12 protein-coding genes and 1 pseudogene are annotated in these 15,172 nt (G+C 38.2%); 10 read left to right on the top strand and 3 right to left on the bottom strand.

From position 1 onward, the window contains the following. Positions 1 to 97 precede the first annotated feature (97 nt). From typA to treR, 5 genes are all read left to right on the top strand, one after another. Positions 98 to 1,924 (top strand): translational GTPase TypA, encoded by a 1,827-nt coding sequence (typA, locus tag D1B32_RS14555; RefSeq protein ID WP_118889740.1) that lies wholly within the window; start codon positions 98 to 100, stop codon positions 1,922 to 1,924. A 427-nt stretch (positions 1,925 to 2,351) separates the two neighbouring features. Beyond that, complete coding sequence (locus D1B32_RS14550; RefSeq protein ID WP_118889739.1) at positions 2,352 to 3,428, top strand: PQQ-dependent sugar dehydrogenase; 1,077 nt, start codon at positions 2,352 to 2,354, stop codon at positions 3,426 to 3,428. Between the two features lie 294 nt (positions 3,429 to 3,722). Then, positions 3,723 to 5,660 carry a PTS system trehalose-specific EIIBC component gene (gene treP / locus D1B32_RS14545; RefSeq protein ID WP_240033800.1) on the top strand — a complete coding sequence of 646 codons (1,938 nt, stop codon included), beginning with the start codon at positions 3,723 to 3,725 and terminating at the stop codon, positions 5,658 to 5,660. Positions 5,661 to 5,684: 24 nt separating this feature from the next. Further along, positions 5,685 to 7,355 (top strand): alpha,alpha-phosphotrehalase, encoded by a 1,671-nt coding sequence (gene treC / locus D1B32_RS14540; RefSeq protein ID WP_095311823.1) that lies wholly within the window; start codon positions 5,685 to 5,687, stop codon positions 7,353 to 7,355. A 124-nt stretch (positions 7,356 to 7,479) separates the two neighbouring features. Continuing rightward, positions 7,480 to 8,196: a trehalose operon repressor gene (gene treR, locus D1B32_RS14535; RefSeq protein ID WP_095311824.1), complete on the top strand. Its 717-nt coding sequence runs from the start codon at positions 7,480 to 7,482 to the stop codon at positions 8,194 to 8,196. 122 nt (positions 8,197 to 8,318) lie between these two features. Here the strand turns inward: treR and D1B32_RS14530 are convergent, their stop codons facing one another. Continuing rightward, complete coding sequence (locus tag D1B32_RS14530; protein WP_240033799.1) at positions 8,319 to 9,173, bottom strand: dimethylarginine dimethylaminohydrolase family protein; 855 nt, start codon at positions 9,171 to 9,173, stop codon at positions 8,319 to 8,321. A 106-nt stretch (positions 9,174 to 9,279) separates the two neighbouring features. After that, positions 9,280 to 9,462 (bottom strand): hypothetical protein, encoded by a 183-nt coding sequence (locus D1B32_RS14525; protein ID WP_095311826.1) that lies wholly within the window; start codon positions 9,460 to 9,462, stop codon positions 9,280 to 9,282. A 314-nt stretch (positions 9,463 to 9,776) separates the two neighbouring features. On the opposite strand from D1B32_RS14525, the gene D1B32_RS14520 reads away from it, so the two are divergent. From D1B32_RS14520 to D1B32_RS14510, 3 genes are all read left to right on the top strand, one after another. Continuing rightward, positions 9,777 to 10,934 (top strand): CapA family protein, encoded by a 1,158-nt coding sequence (locus tag D1B32_RS14520; RefSeq protein ID WP_118889738.1) that lies wholly within the window; start codon positions 9,777 to 9,779, stop codon positions 10,932 to 10,934. 132 nt (positions 10,935 to 11,066) lie between these two features. Beyond that, entirely contained in the window at positions 11,067 to 11,879 is an 813-nt protein-coding gene (locus D1B32_RS14515) for a DUF368 domain-containing protein (RefSeq protein ID WP_095311830.1), read from the top strand. Positions 11,880 to 11,940: 61 nt separating this feature from the next. Continuing rightward, complete coding sequence (locus tag D1B32_RS14510) at positions 11,941 to 12,261, top strand: thioredoxin family protein (protein ID WP_095311832.1); 321 nt, start codon at positions 11,941 to 11,943, stop codon at positions 12,259 to 12,261. A 68-nt stretch (positions 12,262 to 12,329) separates the two neighbouring features. Here the strand turns inward: D1B32_RS14510 and D1B32_RS14505 are convergent. Continuing rightward, positions 12,330 to 12,947: pseudogene (locus D1B32_RS14505) on the bottom strand (VOC family protein). 132 nt (positions 12,948 to 13,079) lie between these two features. Between D1B32_RS14505 and D1B32_RS14495 the strand changes: the two are divergent. After that, positions 13,080 to 13,772: a response regulator transcription factor gene (locus D1B32_RS14495; RefSeq protein WP_095311838.1), complete on the top strand. Its 693-nt coding sequence runs from the start codon at positions 13,080 to 13,082 to the stop codon at positions 13,770 to 13,772. After that, positions 13,769 to 15,121, top strand: coding sequence for a HAMP domain-containing sensor histidine kinase (locus D1B32_RS14490; RefSeq protein ID WP_095311839.1), 1,353 nt, complete (start codon positions 13,769 to 13,771; stop codon positions 15,119 to 15,121). Before D1B32_RS14495 ends, D1B32_RS14490 begins: the two co-directional genes overlap by 4 nt. The last annotated feature ends 51 nt before the right edge of the window (positions 15,122 to 15,172 follow it).

Below are 15,172 nucleotides of genomic sequence, written 5' to 3'. Positions count from 1 at the left end.
TTTTTAAAGAAATTGTAAAAAATGCTGTTCAAATGAAAATAATATGATATAATTTTCTAGTTGAACATCCTGTGAATAATAGAGGGGCGTACTTTTTATGCAATTAAGAGAAGATATTCGTAATATCGCAATTATTGCCCACGTTGACCATGGTAAAACGACATTAGTAGATCAGCTTTTAAAATATTCCGGAACTTTCCGTGAAAATGAACAAGTTGATGAACGTGCGATGGACTCAGGTGATATTGAGCGTGAGCGTGGAATTACGATTTTGGCGAAGAACACTGCAGTAAAGTATCAAGAAAATACGACAATAAACATTTTAGATACACCAGGACACGCTGATTTTGGTGGCGAAGTAGAGCGTATTATGAAAATGGTTGATGGTGTAGCACTCGTCGTAGATGCTTACGAGGGAACAATGCCACAAACACGTTTTGTATTGAAGAAAGCATTAGAACAGAAATTAACACCTATTGTTGTTTTAAATAAAATAGATCGACCAAATGCAAGGCCGAACGATGTTATTGATGAAGTGCTTGATCTCTTCATCGAGCTTGGTGCAGATGACGACCAGCTTGAATTCCCTGTCGTTTATGCATCTGCATTAAATGGAACTTCAGGGTTTGAACCAGATGATCAGCAGGAAACAATGGACCCGATTTTCACTACCATTATGGAGCATATTCCGGCACCCGCTGATAATAGTGAAGACCCATTACAGTTCCAAGTAACATTGCTTGATTATAATGATTATGTTGGACGAATTGGTGTTGGGCGTATTGTTCGCGGAACAATCAAAGTTGGCCAGCAAGTTGTTGTATTGAAAGAGGATGGAACGAATAAATCCTTCCGTGTTACGAAACTATTTGGCTTTATTGGATTAAAACGAATTGAAATTGAGGAAGCAAAAGCAGGGGATATTGTCGCTGTTTCTGGTATGGAGGATCTGAATGTAGGAGATACAATTTGTCCAGCAGACCATCCAGACGAGCTTCCGCGCTTACGCATTGATGAACCAACATTACAAATGACTTTCCTTGTTAATAACAGTCCATTTGCTGGTCGCGAAGGAAAATATATTACTTCTCGTAAAATCGAAGAACGGTTACTGAAGCAATTAGAAACAGATGTGAGTCTGCGGGTTGACCCGACAGAATCACCGGATGCATGGATTGTTTCTGGGCGTGGTGAGCTTCATTTGTCCATTCTAATTGAAAACATGCGTCGTGAAGGCTACGAGCTGCAGCTTTCTAAGCCGCAGGTAATCATTAAGGAAATTGATGGTGTGAAATCCGAGCCTGTAGAACGTGTACAAGTCGATGTGCCAGAAGAATATACTGGAGCAGTTATGGAGTCACTTGGGGCACGTAAGGGCGAAATGCTTGATATGGTAAACCATGGAAATGGTCAAGTTCGTCTTGAATTTAAAGTTCCATCTCGTGGATTGCTTGGCTATTCTACAGAATTTATGTCACAAACTCGTGGTTATGGTATTTTAAACCATACGTTTGATGCATACGAGCCAGTAATCAAAGGGCAAGTTGGCGGCAGACGTGAAGGTGTACTTGTTGCATTGGAAAATGGAAAAGCTTCAACTTATGGAATTATGGGATTAGAAGACCGCGGAGTCATCTTCGTTAACCCAGGTACAGAAGTTTACGCCGGTATGATTGTAGGCGAGCATAACCGTGAAAATGATCTAACCGTTAATATTACGAAAGAAAAACATTTAACGAATGTTCGCTCTGCTACAAAAGATCAAACATCCACAATTCGCAAAACACGTGATATGTCTTTAGAAGAGGCGTTAGAGTATCTAAACGATGATGAGTATTGTGAAGTAACACCAGAATCAATTCGCTTGCGTAAGAAGATTTTAAATAAAAACGAACGTGAAAAAGCAGCGAAGAAAAGTAAATAAGTCACAGAAACAGCAATGGTGAGTAAATTACCATTGCTGTTTCTGTTTTTGCCGATCAATACACACATTTCTATTCATTGTTGTCCGATATTTCATAATAATCACTTCTAAATGGTTTTATAACGGCGATTAATTCGTTAAAATGAAAGTAGCTACAATATTAGATAGGGAGTTGGCTTAATGGATAGGGATAAAAAAGATCCTAGAGATACATTTGACAGAACGTTTATTGGAAGTCCTGGTTTTATGATAATAGTTGTTTTAGTCATCATAATAGGTAGCTTGTTTATTAATTATTTCAAGTAAAAGTAAGACGTAGGTGCAGGGGGGAAATCTAGTTCCTCGTTTATATAAAAACAAGGGATAGACTTATACTGACTGATTTATCGAAAGGAGATGATTCCATATCCGTTACAGAGTATTTGTTATGGTCTTTATCTGTTTAAGTCTTGCAGGTTGCACAATAGAAAATGGTACACCAGGTGAAAAAAAAACCGAGGAGGAACAAAACGATACGGAACAAGCTGTACCCGAAGGAGAAAGAGAAGTGCTTGCTGAGAATTTAGAGTCCCCATGGTCAATCGCAAAGCTTGGTGATACTTTTTATATTAGTGAGCGAACTGGCTCAATTGTCACAATTGATGGGGAAGAGCAGACAAGAAAAGAAGTTCAATTGGAAAGGGAACTATCTGATGAAGCAGAAGCTGGACTCTTAGGTACTGTAATTCCAGAGGATTTTCCTGATACGAATGAAGCATATGCCTATTATTCCTATCAGGAAAAAGGGGAAACCTATCAACGTGTTGTAACGATTGAAGAACAAAATGATAATTGGGTAGAAACAGATATCCTATTAGATGAAATTCCTGGCGGAGCCTTTCATCATGGTGGAAGAATGGAGATTGGCCCAGATGATAAATTATATGTGACGACTGGGGATGCATCAATTCCGGAATTAGCACAGGAACAAGATAGTTTAGCAGGAAAAATACTTCGGCTTAATTTGGACGGCTCAATCCCGGAGGACAACCCAATTGCTAATTCATATGTATTTTCCTATGGCCATCGTAATCCTCAAGGACTTGTATGGAGCCCAGAAGGTAAATTGTTTGCTTCGGAGCACGGAAATCAAGCACATGATGAAATCAATCAAATTAACCCAGGTGCTAACTATGGTTGGCCAATAATTGAGGGAGATGAAGTGGAGGATGGGATGGAAACCCCAGTTATTCATTCAGGAGATGAAACATGGGCACCATCTGGTATAGATTACTATGAAGGTAACGTTTACTTTGCTTCGTTACGAGGGGAAGGACTAAGGAAAATGGATCCGGTGAATGAAACGGAAGAATTGATTGTATCCGATGTGGGAAGAGTGCGAGATGTGTTAGCAGCAGAGAATGGTCTATACATTATTACAAATAATACCGATGGTAGAGGTGACCCTGCAGAAAACGATGATCGCCTGTTGTATATACCTATTCCGAAAAATCAATTACATTAGTTTGAAAGCCTTTTGTTCGGTTAACGGACGAAGGGCTTTTTACTTACAGGAAATTATAAAAATTGAATGCTGTGGATAACTTGCTACCCGGGTGCTTGCGCTTTTGTTCATTGAAAAATGATTGGTTTTAGTTGCGCATTATAAAGGGAAAGGTAAACGTGACACACCTTTTCCAAAACAACTCCTATGTAAGCACTTGCAAATCTTGTATATACAAGTTATACTAATTAACATAACATGTATATACAAGTTTAGGAGTATAATATAAACAAGCATTATAGGAGGTTTAGGATGGTGAACGAAGAGAAAACGCGAGCAGTAGAGTCAATATATGCACCGCTTACTGGTAAGCGCATACCATTAAAAGATGTTCCAGACCCAACCTTTTCAGAAAAGATGATGGGTGATGGACTTGCAATTGAGCCGACGGAGGGAAAAGTAGTTGCGCCAATTGATGGTGAAGTAACACTTACGTTTCCAACAAAGCATGCAATTGGATTAAAAAGTAAATCAGGAATTGAGATCCTTATCCATATTGGATTAGAAACAGTTAATCTTGATGGAGAAGGCTTTGAGGTTCATGTGAATGAAGGCGATCAAGTAAGTATAGGAGATCCGCTTGTAACCTTTGATTTTGAATTAATTAAGCGGAAAGCCGCTAGTGTCATTACACCAATTATAATTACAAATGGAGATAAAATTGAGAACCTGGAGAAAACGGGTGAAGAAAGTGTTATAGCCGGAGAGAGTCAGTTTCTAAAGGCTAACATAAAAGAAGAAAAGAAAGAAGAACGTTCAACAATCACAAAAAAGGGAACACAGTATAGTGAGGAAGCCGAAGCCATTGTTACAGCTGTTGGTGGATTAGGAAACGTGGAAGCGGCGACACATTGTGTTACCAGACTTCGATTTGCTTTAACAGATGAGGATCAGGTTGATAAAGCAGCATTAGAACAGATGGATATTGTAAAAGGAACTTTCTCTGCTAACGGTCAGTTTCAGGTTATTATTGGACAAGGGACCGTAGATAAAGTTTACCGGGCGATGGTCAATGAAACCGGCATCCAGGAGGCATCGAAAGAGGATGTGAAAGCTGCTGGTGGCAATAAGCAAAATGCATTACAGCGAGGAATTAAAGTATTGGCAGATATCTTCATTCCAATTCTTCCTGCAATTATTACAGCAGGACTATTAATGGGGATTAATAATATCTTAGCTAACCCTGGAATCTTTGGCAGAGAAGCACCGTCAGTGATTGAAATGTATCCACAGTGGGCTGGCCTGGCAAGTATGATTAATATAATCGCGAATACTGCATTTACCTTCTTACCTGCCTTAATTGGTTGGTCTGCAGTGAAACGATTTGGTGGAAGTGAACTGTTAGGTGTTGTACTTGGTTTAATCATGGTTCATCCAGACTTATTAAACGCTTGGGCTTATGGGGCAGCACTAGAGGCTGGAGAAGTACCAACATGGAATTTATTCGGGTTCGAAATTGAGGCGATTGGTTATCAAGGCCAAGTATTGCCAGTATTATTTGCATCTTGGGTATTAGCAAAGATTGAACTATTTATGAGAAAACGTGTTATTGATTCGTTGCAATTATTAATCGTTGCTCCAGTTGCATTACTCGTTACAGGCTTTTTAACCTTCATTATTATTGGGCCAGTCACGTTTACAGTGGGAAACTGGATTACAGACGGTTTGATCGCTATCTTTGAAGCGGCACCAATCATTGGTGGTCTCGTATACGGAGCAATCTATGGACCATTAGTTATCACGGGAATGCATCATACCTTCTTAGCAGTAGACTTACAGCTGATTGGCAGTACAGAAACGACATTCTTATGGCCAATTCTTGCACTATCTAACATTGCGCAAGGTGCTGCAGCATTTGCGATAATGGCAGTTGCAAAAGAGGAGAAATTAAAGGGACTTGCAGGTACGTCTGGGATTTCGGCTTGGTTAGGAATTACAGAGCCAGCCATGTTTGGAGTTAACCTGCAATATAAGTATCCATTCTATGCAGCAGTTACAGGGTCTGCTATTGCTGGTGCCTTTATTACGATGCAAAATGTACTTGCAACCTCCATTGGTGTTGGCGGAGTACCAGGAATTCTTTCCATTGTTCCATCTGGATGGGTTTCGTTTGGTATCGGAATGGCAATTGTAATCATTTTACCTTTTGTCATTACGTACGTTATTGCAAAACGAAAATTAAATACACATTAATTCAACTAGATTAGGAGTGAAAATATGAGCGAAGCATGGTGGAAAAAGTCAGTCGTTTATCAAATTTATCCAAAAAGTTTTCACGACACAACAGGAAATGGAACAGGAGATATTCAAGGTATTATCTCGAAATTAGACTATTTGAAAAAACTAGGTGTCGATGTTATTTGGTTAACACCGGTTTATAAATCACCGCAAAATGACAATGGATATGATATCAGTGATTACTATTCCATTGAACCAGGCTACGGAACCATGGAAGATTTTGAGGAGCTATTAGAAGAAACACATCGACGTGATATGAAGCTGATTATGGATCTTGTTATTAATCACACATCAACAGAGCATGAATGGTTTCAAGAGGCAAAGAAATCCAAGGATAATCCATATCGTGACTTCTATATTTGGAAAGATCCGGTTGATGGGGAAGAGCCAAACAATTGGCAATCCAAATTCGGTGGCTCTGCTTGGCAATATGATGAACAAACGGAACAATATTTCTTGCATTTATTTGATCGAACACAAGCTGATTTGAATTGGGAAAACGAAAAGCTGCGTGAAAAGCTTTTTGATATGATGCGTTTTTGGGCGGAAAAAGGAATTGATGGATTCCGGCTTGATGTTATTAATTTAATTTCAAAAGATCAAACTTTTCCCAATGACGACATTGGGGATGGTCGCAGATTTTATACAGACGGACCCCGCATCCATGAATATTTAAATGAAATGAATCAGGAAGTATTCTCAAAATACGATATGCTGACGGTCGGTGAAATGTCGTCAACCTCACTTGAAGCTTGTGTGCTTTATACACAACCTGAGCGACAAGAGCTTTCGATGACATTTCAATTTCATCATTTGAAAGTGGATTATCCACATGGAGAAAAGTGGACAAAAGCTCCATTTGATTTCTTGAAGCTGAAGAAAATTCTTTCGGATTGGCAGGTTGGGATGCACGAAGAAAACGGATGGAATGCTTTATTCTGGTGTAACCATGATCAGCCGCGTGCTGTATCGCGATTTGGTGATGATACGAAGCTGCACCGTGAATCAGCAAAAATGCTTGCCACCACACTTCATATGATGAAAGGTACGCCATATATTTATCAAGGTGAAGAGATTGGGATGACAAATCCTAATTTCACTTCCATTGATGAGTACCGTGATGTAGAGTCGTTAAATGCGTACAAATCATTACGAGACAGTGGAAAATCAGAACAGGAAACAATAGCGATTTTACAGCAAAAATCACGTGACAATGGGCGCACACCAATGCAATGGTCTAATGAAAAGCATGCAGGATTTACATCTGGAACGCCATGGATCAATGTTGCAGCTAATTATCCTGAGATCAATGTTAATCGAGCTTTAGAGGATAAAAATTCTATCTTTTATCACCATCAGCAGTTGATTCAATTACGGAAGAAATATGATATTATTACGTATGGGGACTACCAGCTACTATTTGAGGATGATCCTAAAATATTTGCATATACAAGAAACTGGAATGGCGAAAAGCTGATTGTTATAAGTAATTTTTCTGGAGATAATGCAACGGTAGATTTACAGCTGGACAAGAAAATAGCAAATCCAGAAATTTTGTTATCCAATTACGCTGATTCACCACAGTCGCTGGAGCAGTTAAGTTTAAGACCTTATGAATCGATTGTTTATCACGCATCACCGGGGATGTAATATCCCTTCTCCAAGCGTGATAAAATCGCTGGGATTTTATTTTAGGTCATATTCTTGCTGAAACAGAGCCCTTGCTGAGTGAAGCAAGTTCCTCTTGATTATGCAACGTAATGAGGTTTAAGACATGCAAAAGAAATATCTAGCAATTTACGATGATTTAGTAAACAAAATACAAGCAAATACATGGCCGGTATCTACGCTGTTACCTTCTGAAAATGAATTATCGATTCAGTATGACACCTCACGAGAAACAATACGAAAGGCGTTAAATCTGTTATCGCACAATGGCTATATTCAAAAGGTGAGGGGAAAGGGATCGGTTGTGATTGATATTCATAAGTTTTCTTTTCCTGTTTCCGGTATTGAAAGCTATGCAGAGCTGGCAGAGAAGCTTCAATTGGAGAGTAGCACAGCAGTGCATCAGTTGGGGTACCTGGACGCTAATCATGAGATAACTAAAATGTTAGCAATGACGCAAGGTGAGCGCATTTGGAATGTTGTGCGAGTGCGAGAGATTTCAGGAGAGAAAATTATTTTGGATAAAGATTACTTCACGGAGCGTTATGTTCCCTTGCTTTCCCTGGATATATGTGAGAAATCAATCTATCATCATATCGAGAATAATCTAGGACTGGAGATTGGTTTTGCACAAAAAGAAATTGTCGTGGAAGATCCAACAGAAGAGGACCGGAAATTATTGGACTTAGAAGGTTTCTCAAATATTGTCGTTATCCGAAGTCAGGTTTATTTACAGGATGCTAATTTATTTCAGTGCACAGAGTCTAGGCATCGACCGGACAAATTTCGATTTGTTGACTTTGCGAGAAGAGTAAAGAATTAAGTAGCAGGTTTTATTCAAATGAAACTATAATATTAAAATACCAGCCTTCACTAGAAGGCTGGTATTTGTTTTAGCATACATTAGCGAGCTGTAATATCCCCAATGAATGAAATTTCACTTTATCAGGACGTTCGAATTAATGGTAACGTACAGCAGCGAAAGGATCCCCCAGACTTAATAATTTCAGAAAACGGTACTTCGGTGATTCGAAAGCCCATTTCGGTTAATTTTTGGTTCATGCGTTTATTTTCAGGCAGGCTAATAACGTGTTTATTTCCAAGTGAAAGTACATTGGGACCTAAGTGGAATTGTTCTTCCTCTGTTACTTCAATGAGTGTATATTCTTCTTTTAACATAAGATAAGCATCAGAATCCATAGCTGGTGGATAGATTAATGCAGTTTGAGCATCGATAATATTGAAAATACAGTCTAAATGAAGAATATCTTTTCGTAACTTAATGGGAGATACTTCATGATTCGGAAGCTGGCTTTGTAGAACAGCTACTGCCTCTTTAGAAGTACGGTCACTGATTCCGACCCAAACCTTTGAATGATCAATAATGACATCTCCACCTTCAATTGATGCCGTCTCGAATGGAAAATAAGCAACTTTGTTTCGCTGTAGCCAATCTAATAATATGTTCTGCTCTTTTTTACGAATGTCTTCTTTCATTGCAGATACAAAAAACGTATTTCCAATCGTAAAACCGATATCACGCGTGAACACCTGCTCATTCAAGTGCTCTAATTCGTTCAGTTTGATAACCTCAATCCCAATGGATTCCATGTGATGGATAAGGTTGGAATGTTGCTCTACTGCTTTTGTTTGATTAATATTATCGTTTACATAATACGCTTGGGTTTGATTGATCACTTCATTAATTTGCATATAGCGTGGAGAAACCGTAATTACCTTTTTCAATGGATCATATTCATTATGACAGTAAGCAGTATCTCTGTTTTTTTCTGTGTTCACTTCATCTCCCCCAATCACTAGTCGATCGTTTACCTCATAATATGTATGCTTCGGATAATTGGATTGCTGTAGTAACCGGTTAGTAAGTACTATTGCTTAAATATTATTATTTGGATTTCTTACGTTTTTTTTCATTGGGGATATATTTGGTATAATACGCTGCGGTTAGTAAGCAAATAATAGCTAACCCCCAAGCTGCAACACCACCCCAGTATATGTCAGACATAACCCCAATGAGAATAATAATCCCACTTAAAGCAATGAAAATGGATGTAAGATATCGTTTCACACGCAACACCTCAGTAATTATATGTATGAATTGGGATTGGTAATATAGGAATTTTTTCTTATTACTAATATTATAGCAAAAGCTGAAATGAATTACACACGACTTACTTTCTGCTAACAAAAGAAATTTATGCTTATGTCCGACATCCCTTCCATAAAACTATTTTTAAAAGAGCCCTATATTGCTATCTGCAATGTGTATATGAAAGAAAAAATGAATTATAAAAAATCCTATTATCGAATTTTAGATTTTCTAATCACAATTTGTCATAACGATGGTAGAATGGAGACAAATACAGGTTAGGAGATTATTATATGAAAAAGCGGATAACTATTTTGCTTGCATTATTATGTGTAGCTGCTTTTATTTTAGTTGGATGTGCAGATAAAATAGTTGTAACGAATGGTAAAGGCAATGCAGTTAGAGGTTCAGTCGTTGCTTCTAAAGAATTCCCGAGCTTTAGTAAAGAAATTACAATCTCAGCGATTGGTGATATTCTTATCCATAGTCCAGTCTATATGGATGCAAAGACAGAGGGAGGATATGATTTTCTTCCTATGCTTGAAAGGGTCAAAGATACATTAGAGGCTTCAACGATAACAGTAGCAAACCAAGAGACGATGATTGGTGGAGAAGAGCTTGGATTATCCTCATATCCTTCCTTTAATAGTCCTTTTGAAGTTGGTGATGCATTGAAAGCGGTAGGTGTCAATGTTGTTACATTGGCTAATAACCATACGTTAGATCGTGGTGAGGCTGCGATTCAAAATGCAATTAGTCAATGGGAAACAATTGATATGATGTATACAGGTGCATATAAAGATCAGCTGGATCGTGAAAATCTACGAATCTATGAAACAGAAGAAGATATATCCATTGCGTTTCTCTCTTATACGTATGGAACAAATGGAATTCCTGTGCCAGAGGGCAAAGACTATTTAGTGAATATGATTGATAAAGATCGTATTGCCGAGGAAGTAGCGCTAGCAAAGGAAAAAGCGGATATTGTTACATTAAGCCTCCATTTTGGGAATGAAAATGAGCGAATGCCAAATGAAGAACAAAAGGAGCTTGTACAGTTTGCAGCTGATCAAGGAGTCGATATTGTAATTGGCCATCACCCACATGTCCTGCAGCCAATGGAGTGGGTGACAGGTAAAGATGGACATGAAACCTTTGTAATGTATTCATTAGGAAATTTCCTTTCGAATCAACAGGATCTGTACCAGCGAATTGGTGGAATATTAACACTTTCCATTAAAAAAACAGTCAAAGGTGATGCAGAAGAATTGGAAGTTCATTCACCGAAGTTCATGCCAACCTATGTGACATTTAGTGAGGATTTTACAAATTATGAAGTGACACCAATGTACACTCTAACAAAGGATGAGCTTAAAGGAGCGCATCAACACTATAAGGAAATAAAAGCGCATCTGTCACAATGGATGCCAGAGCTTGAGTTTATGGAATAATAATGGCCCCCCATCTTTTCTCCAGAAGATGGGGATTTCGTATACAGGTTTTTCTATAATTTGTTGGTGTTTTTTGGTATGATAAACATTGCAGTTATTATAGTTCGTGTACATAAAGGAGATCGTTAATAGATGGAATGGAGAAATATATATCGTGGCCTATTAATGGGAGCTACAGATTTAGTTCCTGGTATAAGTGGTGGAACGATAGCTGTTTTACTAGGAATATATGATAGGCTGATTGCTGCTATCAGCGGCATCTTTAGTAAGGAATGGAAAAAACATATCGGATTTTTAATTCCCTTAGGACTTGGGATGGTAATAGCCATCTTTTTACTTGCGAGTTTGATTGAATGGCTGTTTGAGCATTATCCGGGACCAACGCAGTTCTTTTTTCTCGGATTAATCCTTGGGGTCCTGCCATATTTATTTTATAAAGCAGAAGCTAAACAGAAATTTAAATCGAAGCATTATGTGATGTTGGGGATTGGGGCAATTGTTGTTGCAATGTTGGCTTTTCTAAATCCAAATGAAGGAACAGTAATTGAAAATGTTACAACTTCTACTTACATCTTGCTTTTCTTTTCAGGGTTTATTGGAAGCAGTGCAATGATTATTCCGGGTATTAGTGGGTCGTTTATGCTATTGCTTATTGGTGTATACTCCACAATCATCTCAGCTATAAGTAATCTTTATTTCGATATTATTATTGTTACTGGGTTAGGAATTGCGATAGGATTTATTGTGATGAGCAAGGTTGTCGCATTTTTCCTGAATCATTATTATACCGGTACATTTGCTGTAATCATTGGATTGGTTATAGGCTCGAGCCTTGCTGTCTTCCCTGGATGGCCAGAGAGCGTGCCGATGCTGCTCGTTAGTGTGGCAACCTTTATCGCTGGTCTTCTTGCTGCCATTACGCTTGGAAGAATTGAATACAAGTAACGTGAAAAAGAAATGAAAGAAGCGTATAATCATTGTTAAAAGGAAAAAGGAGTGAACAGTTATGGAAGCTATTCAAACGGCTGAGCAGTTTAATGAAATCATTCAAAGTGACGAACCAGTAATTGTTAAATTTTACGCAGACTGGTGTCCAGATTGTAAAGTGCTGGACATGTTTATTGGTGATGTTATAAAAGAATTTAATAATTATAAATGGTATGAAGTGAACAGCGATGAAGTGGCAGGTGTTGCAGAAAACCATCAGGTAATGGGAATTCCAAGTATTTTGATTTTCCAAAATGGTGAGAAGCTTGCCCATCAGCATAGCGCATATACGAAGTCACCTGAGTCTGTATCAGAATTTTTACAGCAGCAATTAGGTTAATGAAACGCCCGATCATGATTGGAAATGATCGGGTGTTGTTTTTTATATCGTTATTGTTAATGAACCATTTAAGCAAACGTAAACGTTAAATTTTTACCTTGCTTTATAAATAAAGAAGCATTTTCTAAATTCACAGCACCGTTTTCTACACGTAACGAATATGCCTGAACATCATGAGGAGTCATAACAGTATGAAGCTTTTGTTCATTGATTAAATCGTTATCTTCGGGGACATTTTTCTCAGTACCCCATTCAATTAAAAAGGGAAGCGCGGTGCTTTCTGAGAGTGGGAACAGCATGCGCCAATTTAATGTCGAACCATTAGTTCTTTTCCTGCTGCCAGGAATTGGGCCATTATAGCTTATATCCTCTGCATTAAAATGCGCTATATATGCATCGATTTGATTGGTGCGAAGGGCATATTGAATCGGCGCTTCCACATGATTATCTAAAGCTTTGACAAGCTGGTGAATCAATGGGTTACCAGATTTTCTTGCGAGGGCTTCATCGAAAATACCAAGCCATTCGATATAACAATCATTTTAAAAATAAGAAAGATAATTATACGTTCCCCAATTATGGTGCTCTCCTCCTTGGATGACTTTAACCCCATATTTTTGTGCGAATTGCTGTGCTGCCTTTTCAGGATCGTTTGCAGCGATAATTAGGTGGTCTAATGCTAACATAGTGAACACCCTTCCTTTAAAATGTGTAATAGGGACTATCGTTCCAGCGATGGTTTCTATAGTATAATAATAGCAAATAAAATTATAAAATTAAAAAAGTAATAATACCTAGAATGAAAGTTGGTGGGGATTTTGAGTGAAACTAAAATATTGATTGTGGAGGACGAGCAGAAGATTAGCCGTGTTCTGCAACTTGAACTAGAATATGAAAACTATCAAACTGAAATTGCTGCAAATGGGAAAGAGGCACTTCGATTAATGGAAGAAAAATCCTGGGATCTTGTATTATTAGATATCATGATTCCGGAATTAAGTGGATTAGAAGTACTGCGAAGAGTGAGAAGAAACGACGAAACAACGCCGGTTATCTTATTGACAGCAAGGGATGAGATCCACGATAAGGTGAGTGGACTAGATCTTGGTGCAAATGATTATATTACGAAGCCATTCCAAATTGAGGAATTGCTTGCACGCATCCGGGTGCATTTAAGAAAGCCAGTTCAAAAAGACGCTACCGGCGAGCTGTTATCGGTTGGAGATCTAGCTGTAAACTTAAATGGTCACGAAGTTAAACGAGCAGGTAAATTAATTGAACTAACACCTCGTGAATTCGATTTACTTGTCTGCTTATTAAAAAATAAAAATATCGTATTAACGAGAGAGCAATTAATCGAGCAAGTATGGGGATTTGACTATTATGGCGATACGAATGTGGTAGATGTATACGTTCGTTATTTGAGACAAAAGATCGATAAAGACTATGACATAGCATATATTCTAACTGTTCGAGGTGTCGGATATACGATAAAGGATAATGAGACATGAAATTACGGACGAAAATACAGCTTTTTACTAGTTTATTTATGCTTGTACTCGTCTTATTAGTTAATACATCGATTTACTTTTTGTTTTATAAAATAGCTGCAGATAGTGATCTTGAACAAATGGCCGTTCAAATGGATGCACTTACCGAAACGCTAGCAGATAATCCAGATATATCGAATGAAGAAGCCAAAAGGTTGATCAAAGCTTACCTCCCAACAAACGGGATGATTCGTGTAATTGATGAAAATGACAGACCGTTCATTCTACAAACGAAATCTGGAGCATATGAAACCTTGCCATGGGAGTATGTGACAACAGAGAGTAAAACAATTGAAACTCAGGCAAATGGACCGGATGTAGCTATTATTACAAGACCAGTTATATGGAATAACGGTGAGATTGTGACCGTGCAGCTTTCCAACAATCTCAATCATTTAGAAGAAACGATGAAGACGCTATTCTATGTACTCATCGTAGCAGGTGCGATTATGCTGATACCTTCTATCATTGCCGGTACACTATTAGGGCGATTTTTATTAAATCCGATTCAGAAATTAATCCAAACGATGAAGGATAATACGAAGCATGCCAAGTGGCAAAAAATCAATCTAGAAAACCGCTCTAAGGATGAGCTATACGAAATGGAAATGACGTTCAATGAGATGATCGATTACTTGAGAGATAACTTTGAAAAACAAGAAATTTTTGTTTCGAATGCTTCACATGAACTGAAAACACCAATACAGATTGTCAAAAGCTATGCACAGCTGTTAGAACGTCGAGGAATGGAAAACCCCGAGTTGCTGCAAGAGTCAATTGAAGCGATTGATTCAGAGGCAGATCGAATGAAAAAGCTCGTGGAACAGCTTTTATCGCTCGCGAAAAATCGCCAAGCACAAGAAATGAATCGTGTTGATCTCGGAGAGCTTACCGAGGAGACGGTAGAAACATTTGAGAGGGCTTATGCACGTAAGATTAATTTCCAGCAAAATGCAGACGACTTAATGGTTTATGGTAATCGTGATCAACTTGAACAAGTTATTTATATACTCATCGAAAATGCAATAAAATACAGTAATGATAAAATAAATGTCAGTGCTTCAAAATTGAATGATGATGTGATTATTCAAGTAAAGGATCATGGACAAGGAATACATGAAGATGAGCAAAAGCGGATATTCGACCGTTTCTACCGCGTGGATAAAGCGAGAAGCAGAGAAACTGGTGGAACAGGACTCGGTTTAGCAATTGCAAAGGTAATTACAGAGGAGCATCATGGAGAAGTTTCTGTATCCAGTAAAGTTGGAGAAGGATCGACCTTTACGCTTTGTTTGCCGTATAGGGAGTAGCACAGGTTTTGTTTTTATAATAGTAAAATGGATTCTATAACGAGAGGAGTG

It is taken from the genome of Oceanobacillus profundus (genome assembly GCF_003515705.1).
GTDB classification, from domain to species: domain Bacteria; phylum Bacillota; class Bacilli; order Bacillales; family Amphibacillaceae; genus Oceanobacillus; species Oceanobacillus profundus.
The sequence above is the reverse complement of the archived record's forward strand: the minus strand, read 5'-3'. Positions and strand labels throughout refer to the sequence as shown.